At 64.7% G+C, this 14173-nt stretch carries 14 protein-coding genes; 2 read left to right on the top strand and 12 right to left on the bottom strand.

Annotation, left to right across the window (positions count from 1 at the left end; genetic code table 11):
• Positions 1-28 precede the first annotated feature (28 nt).
• The 3 genes from rstB to trmA all read right to left on the bottom strand — a co-directional run bounded on the left by rstB (position 29) and on the right by trmA (position 3544).
• Positions 29-1354: a two-component system sensor histidine kinase RstB gene (rstB, locus tag ACFWHB_RS20580; protein ID WP_234689782.1), complete on the bottom strand. Its 1326-nt coding sequence runs from the start codon at positions 1352-1354 to the stop codon at positions 29-31.
• Positions 1355-1577: 223 nt separating this feature from the next.
• The gene (gene rstA / locus ACFWHB_RS20575; protein WP_395950229.1) at positions 1578-2285 is read right to left on the bottom strand and encodes a two-component system response regulator RstA; all 708 of its coding nucleotides are present in this window, start codon (positions 2283-2285) and stop codon (positions 1578-1580) included.
• Positions 2286-2437: 152 nt separating this feature from the next.
• On the bottom strand, positions 2438-3544 hold the full coding sequence (trmA, locus tag ACFWHB_RS20570) for a tRNA (uridine(54)-C5)-methyltransferase TrmA (RefSeq protein ID WP_234689783.1): 1107 nt from the start codon (positions 3542-3544) through the stop codon (positions 2438-2440).
• A 169-nt stretch (positions 3545-3713) separates the two neighbouring features.
• Here trmA and ACFWHB_RS20565 point away from each other — a divergent pair, with 169 nt between their 5' ends.
• Positions 3714-4850, top strand: a complete 1137-nt coding sequence (locus tag ACFWHB_RS20565; RefSeq protein ID WP_171277165.1) for a DUF5610 domain-containing protein — start codon at positions 3714-3716, stop codon at positions 4848-4850.
• 85 nt (positions 4851-4935) lie between these two features.
• Complete coding sequence (locus ACFWHB_RS20560; protein WP_395949158.1) at positions 4936-5469, top strand: ATP--cob(I)alamin adenosyltransferase; 534 nt, start codon at positions 4936-4938, stop codon at positions 5467-5469.
• Positions 5470-5554: 85 nt separating this feature from the next.
• Here the strand turns inward: ACFWHB_RS20560 and malZ are convergent, their stop codons facing one another.
• The 9 genes from malZ to ACFWHB_RS20515 form a co-directional block, all read right to left on the bottom strand.
• Positions 5555-7384, bottom strand: coding sequence for a maltodextrin glucosidase (malZ, locus tag ACFWHB_RS20555; protein WP_171275207.1), 1830 nt, complete (start codon positions 7382-7384; stop codon positions 5555-5557).
• A gap of 31 nt (positions 7385-7415) precedes the next feature.
• Positions 7416-8264 (bottom strand): HDOD domain-containing protein, encoded by an 849-nt coding sequence (locus ACFWHB_RS20550; RefSeq protein WP_042649203.1) that lies wholly within the window; start codon positions 8262-8264, stop codon positions 7416-7418.
• 69 nt (positions 8265-8333) lie between these two features.
• Complete coding sequence (locus ACFWHB_RS20545; protein ID WP_025328730.1) at positions 8334-8753, bottom strand: META domain-containing protein; 420 nt, start codon at positions 8751-8753, stop codon at positions 8334-8336.
• Between the two features lie 295 nt (positions 8754-9048).
• Complete coding sequence (gene yegD, locus ACFWHB_RS20540; RefSeq protein WP_139744718.1) at positions 9049-10410, bottom strand: molecular chaperone; 1362 nt, start codon at positions 10408-10410, stop codon at positions 9049-9051.
• A 91-nt stretch (positions 10411-10501) separates the two neighbouring features.
• A complete protein-coding gene (locus tag ACFWHB_RS20535; protein ID WP_202047661.1) occupies positions 10502-11491 on the bottom strand; it encodes a 2-hydroxyacid dehydrogenase in 990 nt (329 codons plus the stop codon).
• 77 nt (positions 11492-11568) lie between these two features.
• Positions 11569-12048: a CreA family protein gene (locus ACFWHB_RS20530; protein WP_395949157.1), complete on the bottom strand. Its 480-nt coding sequence runs from the start codon at positions 12046-12048 to the stop codon at positions 11569-11571.
• 20 nt (positions 12049-12068) lie between these two features.
• Positions 12069-12515 (bottom strand): Mpo1 family 2-hydroxy fatty acid dioxygenase, encoded by a 447-nt coding sequence (locus ACFWHB_RS20525; RefSeq protein ID WP_395949156.1) that lies wholly within the window; start codon positions 12513-12515, stop codon positions 12069-12071.
• 119 nt (positions 12516-12634) lie between these two features.
• Positions 12635-13498, bottom strand: a complete 864-nt coding sequence (locus tag ACFWHB_RS20520; RefSeq protein ID WP_395949155.1) for a hypothetical protein — start codon at positions 13496-13498, stop codon at positions 12635-12637.
• A 187-nt stretch (positions 13499-13685) separates the two neighbouring features.
• A complete protein-coding gene (locus ACFWHB_RS20515; protein ID WP_025328724.1) occupies positions 13686-14072 on the bottom strand; it encodes a TraR/DksA family transcriptional regulator in 387 nt (128 codons plus the stop codon).
• Between the last annotated feature and the right edge of the window lie 101 nt (positions 14073-14173).

Below are 14173 nucleotides of genomic sequence, written 5' to 3'. Positions count from 1 at the left end.
ACATGGAGCGGCTCTCCATGACGTCATCCTAGGGCTGCCGGGTCTGAGGTTCAGTGAGTGGCTGGTGACGGTTTGTATCCAAATGTACGGGCAGCCTGAGGCAGAAGCGGGCCCCCGTCTCGGCGGGCAGCAACTGCACCTCGCCCCCGTGGTGGCGCGCTATGCTGCGCACTATGGCGAGGCCTAAGCCAGTGCCGCCAGTGCGTCTGTCCCGGCTCTGATCCAGCCGCACGAAGGGCTCGAAGATCTGGGGTGCCAGCGCCGGATCTATGCCGGGGCCGTCGTCGGCCACCTCCAGCAGATAGTGATCCTGCTGCCGGCTCATGGTGAGGCTCACCCGGCTGTTGGCGTGGCGCAGGGCGTTGCCGATGAGGTTCTCCAGCGCCCTGTCCAGCAGGCGGATGTCGCCGCGCCAGGGCAGGGGATGGGCGGGAAGCTGGAGGGCGAGTCGTCTGTCCGGGCGCAGCGCCTGCCAGTCCGGGAGCCGCTCCCCGGCCCAGCGGCCCAGCTCGAGATCGCTGCACTGCAGCGGCAGCTCGGGGCGATCCAGCCTGGCATAGGTGAGCATCTCCTCGATGAGGGCGTCCAGCGCGCCGAGATCCCGTTCCAGCCCCTGCTGCTCCTCGGTGGTGGGAGGCTCGGCCAGCATGGCGAGTCGGTAGCGCAGCCGCACCAGGGGGGTGCGCAGCTCGTGGGCGATGGCGTCGGTCAGCTGCTTGCGGCTGGCCAGCATGGCCTGCAACTGCTCGGCCATCTGATCGAAGGTGCGTCCCACCTGGCCCAGGCTGCTGCCGGCGGGCAGGCCGGTGCGGCAGGAGAGATCCCCGTCACCGACCCGGCGCGCCGTCTGTTCGAGCCGTTGCAGGCCGTGCCAGTGGGGGCGCAGCCAGAGCAGGATCGGCAGGCCGAGGGAGAGACCGATGAGCAGCAGCAGGCCCACATCCACCCAGTGCAGCTCGTGCAGGTAGGAGAGATAGGGGACGGGGCCGACGATCAGCACCTGGTCGGTGCCCGGGATGCGCTGCAGGAAGGTGTCATCCTCTTCGACGATGACGATGTTGCCCGCCTCGAGGAAGGCCTGATCCTCCCTGGCCAGCGGCTGGTTGGCCAGGGCGCCGAGTTGCAGCGGCAGGTTGAGCTGCTGGCTCTGCTCCCCCATGCGGGCGGGCCAGCGCGCGGGGGGCAGCCGGGCCAGCTCGCCGGTGAGCAGCCCCAGGGAGCCCTGCATCATGTGCTCGAGATAGCGGTCCCCCGCCCGCTCGGCACTGACCTGATAGACCAGGCCGATGAGCAGGATGGCGAGGCCGAAGCAGCCGATCAGCAGCAGGTAGAACTGGATAAACAGGCGGCGCATGGGGGCTCTCCTCTTGCCTGGATTGCGTCTGGGCGCCCCCCTCATCCCCAACCCTTCTCCCGCAAGGGGAGAAGGGAGCAGAGAGCATCAAGGTCATTCGGTAACTGCTTATTCCCAGGCCTGGGGCACCAGCAGATAGCCTTTCTGGCGTACTGTCTTGATCCGGGTCGGGTTGGTGCTGTCATCCCCGGGCTTCTGGTGTGCAGGCGTGTGAGGCACCAGCTCATTCCCAGGCCTGGGGTACCAGCAGGTAGCCTTTCTGGCGCACCGTCTTGATCCGGGTCGGGTTGGTGCTGTCATCGCCCAGCCGGCGGCGCAGGCGGGAGATGGCCACGTCCATGCTGCGGTCCTGGCCGTCGTAGTCGCGGCCCCGCAGGCTGCGAAACAGGGCCTCCCGTCCCAGGATCTGGCCGGCGTGGCAGGCCAGCTCCCACAGGAGGTCGAAATCGGCGGTGGAGAGGGGCACGCTGTCGCCGTCGAGGCGCACGTCCCGCCCCGGGCCGTCGATCCGCAGGCGACCGAACTGCAGGCGCTGGGGGGGCGTGCTGAGGGCGGCCGGTTGCGGCGCCTGCCCCTGCTGGCGGAACTGGACCCGCAGCCGGGCCAGCAGCACGGGGGGCGGCGTGGTCTTGAGGATGTAGTCGTTGGCCCCGAGTTCCAGGCTGAGGATCTGGTTCATGTCGCTGTCCAGCGAAGTAAGCATGACGATGGGGCCGGCAAAGCGTGGCCGCAGATCCCGGCACAGGGAGAGGCCGTCCTGCCCCGGCAGCATGATGTCGAGCAGCACCAGATCGGGCTGTTCGGCCTCCACCCTGGCCAGCGCGAGATCGCCCCGGGTCTCCAGCAGCACCTCTATGTCGTGGCGACCGAGCCAGTTGCTGATGAGCTGGCCTATCTCGGGATCATCTTCAACAAACAGAACGCGTGGCATGGCGGCGTGGCCCCCGGCTATGGCGCGAATGCGCGTGTCGCCAGCATAACGGCTGCGCCAGCGCTCTGCACCGGGATAACTAATCAAAACAGGGCCCGAGGGCCCTGTTGTCATTCTGCCTGTCGAGGGGGATCGGTGTGTCCCCTGCGGCATCAGCCTGCCTTGCGCTTCAAGTAGACCCCGGCTTCCATGTGGTGGGTCCAGGGGAACTGGTCGAACAGGGCGAAGCGGGCGATCTCGTGGGTCTCGCCCAGCACCGCCATGTTGGCCTGCAGGGTCTCGGGGTTGCAGGAGATGTAGAGGATGTTGTCGTACTCCTGCACCAGCTTGACTGTGGCGTCGTCGAGGCCGGCACGGGGCGGGTCGACGAAGATGGTGTTGCACTGGTAAGCGCCGAGATCGACCCCCTTGAGGCGGTTGAACTCCCGCTCGCCGCGCATCGCCATGGTGAACTCCTCCGCCGACATGCGAAGGATGATCAGGTTGTCCACCCCGTTGGCGGCGATGTTGAACTGGGCAGAATCCACGCTCGGCTTGGCGATCTCGGTGGCCAGCACCTTGCGGAAGTTCTGGGCCAGGGCGATGGAGAAGTTGCCGTTGCCGCAGTAGAGCTCCAGCAGGTCACCCTCGCTGCCGCGGGTCACATCCAGCGCCCAGCCCAGCATCTGCTCGTTGATGGCGGCATTGGGCTGGGTGAAGCTGTTCTCCACCTGCTTGTAGACCAGCTCGCGGCCTTGCACCGTCAACCGCTCGATGACGAACTCCTCCCCCAGGCAGATCTTTTGCTTGTGGGCGCGACCAATCAGTTGCAGATCGAACCCCTGGGCCCGCAGGTCGGCCTGCAGGGCCTCTGCGGCCTGCTGCCACTCCGCCTCCAGCTTGCGGTGGTAGAGCAGGCTGACGCACAGCTGGCCGGACTGGGTGGAGAGGTAGTCTATCTGGAACAGCTTGCGGCGCAGCACTGGGTGCGGGCGCAACCCTGCCAGCAGCACCGGCATCAGCCGGTTGATGAGCTGGCTGGCGGTGGGGAAGCTGTCGACCCGGATGATCTCCTTGGTGGCCTGGGCATACATGCAGTGGAAGAGGTCATCCCCCTCGTGCCAGATGCGGAACTCGGCACGCATCCGGTAGTGCTCGGCGGGGGAGGCATGGACCTCAAGCGCGGGCGGGTTGAAGTCGGCGAACAGCTGGGTGAGGCGATCGCGCTTCTCGTCGAGCTGGGCCTGGTAGTCGGCGGGGGTCCGCTGGGATTGGGTCATAGATACCTCAGATGCACACCGGCAGGGCCGGGCAGAAACCGGGAGAAGGCCGCAGCCAACCAAAGGGTGGGGATTTTAAAAGGCCGCCGCGGATTGTCCAAGTTTTTTGTGGTCAAGAAGTGGCCAGTCGGGCCGATAACCGATCCACCACTATGGCGGGAGAGTGATGATGCAGATCGATGGCATGGGCGCAGCCCAACCCAAGGGAGTGGGCATTGCTCCCAAATCGCCTCAACAGGCAGAGTCGAAACCGGCAGGCAGCGGGGAGGAGGTTTCCCTGAACAAGCCCCCGAAGTGGGCCCAGGTGCTGATCCAGCAGGCGCTGCAATTTGCGCTGGAGATCAATGGTCAGCACTATCAGGCCCCCAGGAGTCAGGAGTTCAAGCTGGATCCTCCAGAGGCTATCACCCCGGAGACGCTGTTCGATTACGAGGCCGTGGCGGACAACGTGCTGCAGTTCGTCACCGGACGGCTGGGGGCGGCCCGTGCCGACGGCAAGTCGGATGAGGATCTGGCCAAGATGATGGAGCAGGCCCGCAAAGGCGTGGAGATGGGCTTCGGCGACGCCAGAAAGCAGCTCGGGGACTGGGCGGACAACGAGGACATCAAGACCGGCATGGATCAGAGCTACAAGCTGATCCAGGAGGGACTGGAGTCCTTCGAGCAAGAGTTCCTTGGCGAGGTCTCGACCACGGATCTCGGGGCGGCCAAGATGGCCAGCCGGCAGCAGGCCTTCCTCGAGATCGAGACCCGGGACGGGGACAAGGTGATGCTGCGCTTCAGCGACAGCTGGCAGTTCAAGTCCCGAAGCGACGGGAGCGGCAACCAGTTCAGCCTCAAGTCGAGCCAGAGTTTCGACTTCTCCCTGGAGGGGGATCTCGACAGTGGCGAGATGGACGCCATCGGCAAGCTGGTCAAGGGGCTGGACGAGCTGGCCGGCCAGTTCTTCGGGGGCGGGGAGGGCAAGACCCTGGCTGACAGGCTGGATGGGCTGCAACTGGACGACAGCCAGCTGGCCTCCTACTCCCTCAAGCTCAAGCAGTCGGCCCGCTTGAGCCAGACCTATCAGGGGGCCCATTCGCTGCAGGAGGGGCTCAAGCCGCTGGCGGACTACCTGCCGAAGCTGAGCCAGCTGCAGCAGCAGGCCGATGCCCTGTTGCCGCCTGCCCAGCAGCAGGCGTTGACCCCTGCGGTGCTGGCGGCGCGAGGCCAGAGCGAGGCGGCCGAGGGCGCCGGTTTCATGGGCTTCAACCAGCGGATGCTGGAGGCCATGAGGCTGCTCGGTCAGCAGATGGCGACGACCTGATCCCGGCTCGTCGCCCCTCTGATGCGGCGTTTGCCAGCCCGGGCCCGGGCTGGCACACTGCCCTTTTCTCCAGCCAGACGATGCCATGAACCCCAAGAAGCCAAGAGACAAGCGCGAGCTCTGCTACCCCTTCATCTTCGAGACCCAGTTCCAGTGCGACTACGAGATCGCCACCGACGAGCTCTGCTGCCAGGTGGGGGCTGTGCTGTCCCACCTGGTGCCGGATGCCGACACCCAGCCCATGCTGGCGGATCTCGCGATCTTGCAGCGACTCATCTACAACCTCAACGGCTCGGTGCGCGGCAGGCTCGGCATCTTCGAGGAGGATCTGGAGTGGCTGAAGGGGCGTTACGATCACTACAACGAGGCGAGCAGCGGCCGGGTCACCGGCTTCGTGCTGCCCCAGGGACCCCAGCCCATTCCCACCCTGCACCTGTGCCGCTGCGGCAGCAAGAAGGTGGTGCGCCTGCTGGTGCGCCTCGAAGAGAGCGGCGTGCGCTTCGACCCCATCCTCTACCGTTTCGCCAACCTGCTGGCCAACTTCTTCTTCGTGCTCACCGTCTACCTCAAGCAGGCCTGGGACGTGCCCGAAGTGCCCTACGTCAGCATCAACTACTGAGGTTGCCACAAGGCTGGCCGAAGCGACATAAAGAAAAACCGGAGCACAGGCTCCGGTTTTGCTTTTCAGCGTGCCAACAGCGCATTCAGCTGGAGAGCAGCACCCTGGCCGAGTTGGCCGGTATGGTGAGCTGCACCTCCCCTTGCACCACCTCGAACTTGTCGCCGTTGAAGGCGTCGGTGAAGCGGCTGGCGGGGCTGGCGGTCTGCCACAGGGGCAGGCTGATGGTGCGCGGCTCGGTCGGGTGGCGGTTGCAGGCCACCACCACCTGATCGCTTTGCAGGGTGCGGGCGAACACATAGCTGTGAGGGCCGGCGTAGAGGGTCTGGATGTCGCCCCGGCGCAGGGCCGGACGCTGGCGGCGCAGCTGGATCAGGCGGCGATAGTGATCGTGCAGCACATGATCCCAGTCTGTGGTGTCCCAGGGGAAGCAGCGACGGCAGTCCGGATCGTTGCCGCCGGAGAGCCCCACCTCGTCGCCGTAGTAGATGGAGGGCACGCCGATATAGGTGATGAGCAGGGTGGCGGCGAGCCGCATGCGCTGCTTGTCCTCCCCCAGCAGGTGGAGGAAGCGGGCTGTGTCGTGACTGTCCAGCAGGTTGAACTGGGCCAGCTGGTTCTTGAACGGGATATGGGCCCGGGCCAGCTTGAGCCATCTGTCCAGCTCCTCGGCGCTGATCCGGATGGGGTGATAGGCGATGTCCTGCCCCGCCAGGAAGGCGCGGATGGGGTGGGCGAAGCCGTAGTAGTTCATGGCGCCGTCCTCCTGATCCCCCTGCAGCCACTGGCTCGCCTCGAAGAAGTGTTCGCCGAGCACGTAAGCGTCCGGGTTCTCCTGCTTGACGGCGCCGCGAATGGCCCGCACATGGCCGCTGTTGCCCATGGCCGAGCCCCGCTCCCCCAGCATGTGGATGACGTCGAAGCGCCAGCCGTCGATCTGGTAGGGGGCGCGCATCCAGTAGCGCAGAATGGCGTTGTCTGCCCGATATACGGCGTCCTGCACCTGCTCGCTGGCGAAGTCCAGTTTGGGCAGGCTGCGAATGCCCTTCCAGCTGACATAATCCCCTTCCTTGTCGAAGGTGTAGAAGCTGCGCCAGGGGGAGTCCGGGTTGCTCTGGGCCCCCAGCGGCGGACAGAACCAGGGGTGGTCGGTGGAGGTGTGGTTGACCACGGCGTCCAGGATGATCTTCATGCCGCGCTGATGCAGGTTGCGGGTCAGCTCGGCAAACTGGGCGTTGGTGCCGAGGTGCGGGTCGACGCTGTAGTAGTCCTGGGTGTCGTACTTGTGGTTGCTCGGCGAATCGAAGATGGGGTTGAGGTAGAGCGCCGTCACCCCGAGGGATTGCAGGTAGTGCAGCTTGGCGTCTATGCCCGCCAGATCCCCGCCGTAGAACTCGCAGGCGCCGTGCCCCTCTTCATGGCGGCTGACCGGCTCCCCCCAGGCCTTGCTGATGACCGCCTTGCCGCGGTACTCGTACTCGTGATGCTTGACGCTCAGCGACGGGTCGCCGTTGCAGAAGCGGTCCGGGAAGATCTGGTAGAAGACCTGATCCTGTACCCAGGTCGGCGGCTGGTGATGGCTGTTGAAGCGGAAATGTTGCTCCCGCGGCGGCATGGCGGCGCTGACGCCCGCCCCGTGCAGCCACCACTGCTCCTGGTCGGTGAGGCACTTGAAGCAGTAGAGGTGGATCTCCTGCCCCTTGGCCAGCGGCAGCTCGACCTGCCAGACCTGCAGTCTGTCCCGGGTCGAGACAGGGCGCATGGCTACCAGATATTCCTCGTTGTCCGGCTCGTGGCGCAGCCACACCTCGCGGATGGGGGCGTCCAGCTCGCTGAACAGGGTGAGCAACAGGGTATCGGCACTCTCTTTGAACCAGGGTGCCACCTGGGGATGAAACAGGAAGGGATGGGTCATGGTATCTACTGCATCAGAGGGTGGCCAGAGGCTACTGGGTCAGGAGGTCGGCGAGGGCATTACCCTGCTCGTGGAGTTGCTCCAGCTGATCCGCCAGGGTGGCGGGATCCAGCCCGAGCTGGTCGGCCAGCGGCTTGGGGAAGCGCGCTATGATGGCCTGGGCCGGTACCCCGGCGTGCCAGGCGAAGGAGACGAAGACGGAGAGCCGGATCAGCACCGCCTCCTTGCTGACCGGATCGTGGGAGAGCGGATCCAGCTGCTGGGCGATGGCATCGACGAAGGAGGCCGACAGGTTCCAGCGCTTCGCAAGCTCGGCGCCGAGCTGGGCATAGTCGTACCCCAGCATCTCCCGCTGGGCCTCGACCCGGCTGCTCCCCTTCTCGATGGCCAGGTTGATGAGCCCGGCCTCCTCCGGCAGGGTGCTCTGGATCAGCAGCTCGCCGATGTTGTGAATGAGGGCGCAGGTGAAGGCGCTCTCCGGATCCACCGCCTTGGTCTGCTGGGCCAGGGTGCGGGCTATGGTGGCGACCTGGAAGGTCTGGGTCCAGAAGCGGTGCTTGTCAAAGCCCGGGGGGGCCTTGAAGCTGCTGATGATGCCGGAGGCGACCACCACGGAGCGCAAGCGGTTGAAGCCGAGGCGGATCACCGCCTGCTCGATGGAGGTCACCTCGTTGCCCCGGCGCAGGGCGGCGGAGTTGGCCATCCGCAGCACCTTGACGCTGATCACCTGGTCCATGGCGATCTTGGCCGCGATCTCGTCGATGCGGGCATTCTCATCGTTGAAACTCTGCATCAGCTCGTGCAGCAGCTGCGGGATTGTGGGCAGTTGTTTGATCTTGCCAAACAGGCGATCCATCGACATGGCTGAGGCAGCCTCCATTGCGAACAGTGCCTCATATTGTGCCACAGCTGGGCCAGTTGTTCCTGTCGGCGAGTGGTTTTGTGAGCCCTAGTACACCCAGTCTCGCAGTCTGTATTCCAAACGGTGCCGTTTTCCGGTCAGGATCAGGGTCTGTGGCGTGCCGCTCAGGGTCGCGCCCTCCATCAGGGTGGCGAGTACCGCCTGTTCGATCTGGTCGAGCCGGGGCGGGCAGGCCATGGCCGTGCTGCCGAGGCTGGTAACCCAGAGTCTGTCATCCTCGAGATGGCCCTGGCCGAAGTAGCGGTTGCACCCGGCGATGCCATTGACGGTGAAGTGCTCCCCTATCTCGATATCGGGGGGATTGACGCGGCTGCTGGGGATGGCCTGGCCATCCAGCTTGTCGAGCACCCAGTGGTGGTGCTGCAGATCTTGCGAGGCGAAGCGGGGAGTACTGCTGCAGGCGCTGAGCAGGAGCAGGGCGAGCAGCAGTAGCAGAAATCTGGGCATGGAAGGGGCTCCGGTGATGGGAGCGACAAGCATACCCGTGCCATGGCCCGGGAGGCAGGGCGAGGGGGGGCCAGCCCGACCGCTTCTGTCGCCCTCAGGGGAAGGGGGGTGTCGGTAAATGGCAACACCCGCCCCGGGCGAGCCTCGTTTCAGGCAGCAGGGGTCGTGGACCCCTGCCGGTACCTCAGCCGGCAAACAGCCGCTCGGCGTAACGGGCCAGGCCCGAGGTTATCAAACCGAAGTCATCCCCTCCTTCCAGAGGGGATGTGGTGGGTAGCCTTTGGCGTGTCGGGGATCAGCCGGCGAACAGCCGTTCGGCGTAGCGGGCAAGGCCCGAAGCCACAGAGCCGAAGTCATCCCCTCCTTCCAGAGGCACTGCGGGCAGCTTCTGGCGAATGAAGGCCTTGATGAGGGGGGAGCGGGCGCTGCCACCTGTGACGAAGACCCGGTCCGGCGACACGCCAGCGGCGGCGATCGCCTCGTCCATCAGCTCGCCAATCTTCTCCAGCAGGGGGGCCGAGGCACTGGCCAGCTGAGGGCGAGTGAGTTCCGCCTCCAACCCCTTCTCCAGCTCGTTCAGGGTCTGGTGATTGAGCTCATGGTCGGACAGGGCGATCTTGCCCTGCTCGGCACGCCACACCAGCTGGTGGCTCAGCTTGTGGGCCCGCAGGCTGGCGAGCCGTGAGAGCTTGCTGCCGGGCTGGCTGTCGAGCTGTAGATCCTGCAGCTGGCGGGCGGTATCCAGGCTGTAGAAGCGGCTCTGGGCGCTGACGTCGTTGATGGCGGCCGCGTCCCAGAACAGCGGGTGGGGCAGGGGCTTACCGGTCTTGAGGGTCTCGTGCATGCCGAGCAGCGGCATCATGCCCTCCACCGTCAGGCGGATGTCGAAGTCGTTGCCGCCGATGCGCTGGCCGCTGTGGCCGAGCAGATCGCCGCTGCGATCGAGCCGGTCGCGGTGGCTGGGGCCCATGCGCAGCATGGAGCAGTCTGTGGTACCGCCGCCTATGTCCACCACCAGTACCACGGCATCCTCGGTGAGGCGCGCCTCGAACTCGAAGCCGGCGGCGACCGGCTCGTAGAGAAACTCCACCCGCTCGAAGCCGGCGAGGCGGGCAGCTTCACCCAGGATGGCGATGGCCTGGCGGTTGCTCTCCTCCCCGGCCAGCCCCTGGAAGTTGACCGGGCGACCTATCACCGCCTGGCGCACGGGGGCACCTGTCTGCTGCTCCGCCTCGTGGCGGACGTGCAGCATCATGGCGCAGACGATGTCCTCGAACAGGGCGATCTGGGGCGCCTTGAGGCCGTAGGCCCCGAGGAAGGATTTCGGCGACTTGATGTAGTAACCGTCATCCGGCTCTTCCAGGTAGCGCTCCAGCGCCGCCCCGCCGAAGCTGAGCTCGTCGATGAGCCCCTCTTCGCGCATCTGGCGACGCACCGCCTGAGCCCGGGTCACCACGGGGCCGCGCAGCTTGAGGTACTCCGCTTGCTGGGTGCTGGCCAGCCGTTCGGCCAGCAGGCCGGCGATGGCGTCCCGGTGCGGGGCGTGCAGGGTGGAGGGGAGGTAGTGGGAACCGGAGAGGGTCAGCAGCCTGGGGCTGCCCTGTTCCATCACGGCGACGGCACAGTTGGAGGTACCGTAATCAAATCCGATAAACATGGCGGCCAGGCTCCTGAGTAAAAAAGGGCTGGTAGCCTACCCGATGGCGCCGGGTCTCACAACCCGGCGCCCGGTTTATTGCGCGGAAAGCTTATTCCACCTCGTTGTCGCTGCGGCCCTGGCTCTCGATGGCCTGGATGTTGCCGAGGGTGGTGTCAGCGATGGCGTGCAGCGCCTCCCGGGTCAGGAAGGCCTGGTGACCGGTGAACAGCACGTTGTGGCAGGCGGAGAGACGGCGGAAGACGTCATCGGTGATCACCTCGTTGGACTTGTCCTCGAAGAAGAGATCTTCCTCCTCCTCGTAGACATCCAGCCCCAGGGCGCCGATGCGGGAGGTCTTGAGGGCCTCGATGGCGGCGTTGGAGTCGAGCAGGCCGCCCCGGCTGGTGTTGATGATCATCACTCCGTCCTTCATTTTGGCGAAGGCCTCCTTGTTCAGCAGGTGGTAGTTCTCCTTGAACAGGGGGCAGTGCAGGCTGATGACGTCGGACTGGCGCAGCAGGGTGTCGATGTCCACGTACTCGGCCCCCAGATCGATGGCCGCCTGGTTCGGGTAGGGGTCGCTCACCAGCAGCCGCATGCCGAAGCCCTTGAGGATGCGCAGGGTGGCGATGCCGATCTTGCCGGTGCCTATGATGCCGGCGGTGCGGCCGTGCATGTTGAAGCCGACCAGACCCTCCAGGGAGAAGTTGGCATCACGGGTGCGCTGGTAGGCCTTATGGATGCGGCGGTTGAGGGTCATCATCAGACCCACAGCGTGTTCGGCGACCGCCTCGGGGGAGTAGGCGGGCACCCGCACCACTTTCAGACCCAGCTCCTTGGCGGCGACCAGATCCACGTTGTTGTAACCAGCGCAGCGCAGGGCGATCACCTTGGTGCCGTTGGCGGCCAGCTCGGTCAGCACCTCCCGGTCGGCGTCATCGTTGACGAACAGGCAGACCACGGGGAAGTGATGGGCGAGGCGGGCTGTCTTGGCCTCCAGCCGCACGTCGAAGAACTCCAGCTCGAAGCCGTACTGGCTGTTGGCCTGATTGAAGTGTTCCTTGTCGTAGCTCTTGGTACTGAAAACGGCGACTCTCATGGTGCGCTCTCCGCAGAAAATGATGTGGTTAAATTACAACAAATAGTGACCGTCATCACGGGATAAATGGTGGGGATTCAGCCCCAGGGCATGATGGGGATGGCGCTCACTGCGCTCTTGTACGAACCATCCACCAACTTGGTGCTGTAAGTCAGATAGACAAGGGCATTGCGCTTCTCGTCGTAAAAACGCACCACCTTCTGCTCCTTGAACACCAGTGAGGTGCTGACGTCGAACACCTCTTCCCCGGCTTTGAGCTTTGCGGGCAGGGTGATGGGACCTATCTGGTGGCACGACAGTGAGGCGTGGGAGGGATCTTCCGCCAGCCCGAGACCGCCCTTGACGCCCCCGGTCTTGGGGCGCGCCAGATAGCAGGCGACGCCGGCTATCTTGGGGTCGTCGAACGCCTCCACCAGGATCTTGTGATTGGGGCCGACCAGCTTGAAGGCGGTGCTCACCTCGCCGACGGGATCGGCCTTGTCAGCCAGCGCCGGACCGGCAAACAGCATGCCCAGCAGCAGAGGCAGGGCGCGGGTGAGGGGGAAATAGTGTGTCATGGTTTCTCCTTTGGACTCCCTCAGTAGGGGATACCCAAGCGACGATAGAGGCTGGCCAGCACCCAGGCGGGGCCGACCAGCAGAAATTGCAGGTCGGCGAGGAAGGAGGGGCGCTTCCCCTCTATCCGGTGGCCGACGAACTGGGCTACCCAGAGCAGCGCGAAGCCGGACAGGGCGTGCCACAGCAAGGGGCCTTGCCAGCTGTGGCAGAAGGCCAATCCCAGCGCGGTCAGCGCCGCCATCCCCACGAACAGGGCAAACGACAGCTGCAGGTAGAAGGCCAGCACCGGAATGGCAACCAGCGCCGCCCAGTTGAGGGAGGGCGGCAAGGGCCCGGCCGGCAGGCACCAGAGCAGGGCCAGGGTACAGAGGTAGATACCAGGCACCGCCACCTTGTGGATGGCTACATTGACCGGGTGCTGGTGGCTCTGGCCGTAGTCGCTGAACCAGTCGTCGAGTCGTTTCATGGCACCTCCCTGGTGCTGCGGTTGAAACCGGCCCGCTTATTCCCTGCGAGCCGGTGGTCAGGGACTACTGCCCTAGCCTGGGGGATAGTCACAACAAATAGAGATCCGGAATCCCGGCGTTACTGCCCCTGCCTGGGCGGATAGTCCCAATACTGGGCTGGAATGCTCCTGAGCAAGGGGGTCATGTCCGGGTTGGGCAGGGATATGGTGACCCGCTGCTCCAGGTTCGCGCTGGCCAGGGCCTCGCGGATCCTGGGATTCTCGTGGAAGAAGGTCATGAAGCTGCCGTCGGCATAGGCCCGCTCCAGTCCGGACTGGAGCGCCTTGGCCAGCTTGGGGGCCTCGGGGCTGACGAAGAAGAACTCGGCGAAGGGGTAGCGGATCAGCAGGTGCTGCTCTATGGCGAGATTGGGGTACTGGGCCGCCAGCTCACGGCGTTCCGCGAAGATCTCCACCAGACCGCGGGGGAAGAAGTCGAGCTTGTCGCCGTCGTTGATGAGGCGGAACAGGTTGCTGTAGCGCCCCGCATAGGTCGCTATGCCCGCCTGCTCCAGGATCTTGTTGTCGGCCCAGCCGACCCCCTGGGCCGCTTTCAGCTGCTTGAGATCCGCCAGTGTGTTGACCTGATTGAACTTCTCCTGGGCATCGCTGTGAATGAACGACAGCCGCAGCCCTTCCAGACCGCGGAACAGCGGAATGGGGACGGGGATAAGGGCGGATTCGAGGGCGCTGGAGGTACCCATCCAGAACACATTGATGGTTTTGCCCTTGCGCAGCTCCTGCTGCAGGGTGAACTGATTGAGATTGAGGTCGACCCGCTCCAGCTTGTAGGGCTGTCCGGCACGGTCGAGTGCCAGCTCCAGCAGCTTGAGCTGGTATTCGCTGTCGAGGTCATTGATCGGTCGGCTGGGGACCTTGACGGTGAGAGTCTGCGCCTGTGCCAGCAGCGGTAGGCACAAACACAGCTTGATGAGCCATTTCACGCTCTGATCTCCTGTAGAGTCCGGGACTTGCCCGGAGTCTAACAGAAGTTGTCACGCTCTTGCTGTGAAGCCGCAAACAAGGTTCATGTGCAGCCCGGCATGCTCGTCTATCTACACGGGCGCCGGTGCCTGCACACTGCCTTGCCAGCGGCCCGGTGCGACAAGGTGGTGACGGTTCACTGGCGCATCAGGCGACGCGGCGGAACACGTGGGTATCGTTGAATTCCTTGGTGCTCTGGCACTCGACGCAGAAGCGGGACTCAGGACGAGCCTGCAGCCGCTTGAGGGAGATCTCGTCACCGCAGGATTCGCAGTAACCAAAGTCCCCTTCATTGATGCGTCTCAGCGCCCCTTTCAGCTTGCGCAGATGCAGCTTGTCATGCTCGATGCGGTTCAGCTCCAGACGGCGGGCCTCCTCGATGCTGGCACGATCAATTTCATCGGCCATCTCGTTGGTATCGGTGGCGATGGCCTGGCTGGCTTGGGAGTTGAGACGCTCTTCGAGCTCGAGGATTTGTCGCTCGATCTGACCCTTGTAAAAGGCCAGTTGGTCTTCAGTCATGAAATCACACATAGGGTTTGCTACCAGTCAGTTTCCCAATTTTTCCCATTTATGGGGGCTTTAGGCCCGCAGACCAAGCCCCTGTAGTCCGATTTGCACCAAATCCATGCAGG

Source organism: Aeromonas mytilicola subsp. aquatica, from assembly GCF_044336385.1.
Classification (GTDB): domain Bacteria; phylum Pseudomonadota; class Gammaproteobacteria; order Enterobacterales; family Aeromonadaceae; genus Aeromonas; species Aeromonas rivipollensis.
This window is presented reverse-complemented; position numbering and strand designations above follow the sequence as displayed.

Coding starts and splice junctions, on each gene's coding strand:
- ACFWHB_RS20525 (WP_395949156.1), bottom strand. CDS start 12,515: ATGAAACGACTCGACGACTGGTTCAGCGACTACGGCCAGAGCCACCAG.
- ACFWHB_RS20530 (WP_395949157.1), bottom strand. CDS start 12,048: ATGACACACTATTTCCCCCTCACCCGCGCCCTGCCTCTGCTGCTGGGC.
- rstB (WP_234689782.1), bottom strand. CDS start 1,354: ATGCGCCGCCTGTTTATCCAGTTCTACCTGCTGCTGATCGGCTGCTTC.
- ACFWHB_RS20545 (WP_025328730.1), bottom strand. CDS start 8,753: ATGCCCAGATTTCTGCTACTGCTGCTCGCCCTGCTCCTGCTCAGCGCC.
- rstA (WP_395950229.1), bottom strand. CDS start 2,285: ATGCCACGCGTTCTGTTTGTTGAAGATGATCCCGAGATAGGCCAGCTC.
- trmA (WP_234689783.1), bottom strand. CDS start 3,544: ATGACCCAATCCCAGCGGACCCCCGCCGACTACCAGGCCCAGCTCGAC.
- malZ (WP_171275207.1), bottom strand. CDS start 7,384: ATGACCCATCCCTTCCTGTTTCATCCCCAGGTGGCACCCTGGTTCAAA.
- ACFWHB_RS20535 (WP_202047661.1), bottom strand. CDS start 11,491: ATGAGAGTCGCCGTTTTCAGTACCAAGAGCTACGACAAGGAACACTTC.
- ACFWHB_RS20565 (WP_171277165.1), top strand. CDS start 3,714: ATGCAGATCGATGGCATGGGCGCAGCCCAACCCAAGGGAGTGGGCATT.
- ACFWHB_RS20550 (WP_042649203.1), bottom strand. CDS start 8,264: ATGGAGGCTGCCTCAGCCATGTCGATGGATCGCCTGTTTGGCAAGATC.
- ACFWHB_RS20560 (WP_395949158.1), top strand. CDS start 4,936: ATGAACCCCAAGAAGCCAAGAGACAAGCGCGAGCTCTGCTACCCCTTC.
- ACFWHB_RS20515 (WP_025328724.1), bottom strand. CDS start 14,072: ATGTGTGATTTCATGACTGAAGACCAACTGGCCTTTTACAAGGGTCAG.
- yegD (WP_139744718.1), bottom strand. CDS start 10,410: ATGTTTATCGGATTTGATTACGGTACCTCCAACTGTGCCGTCGCCGTG.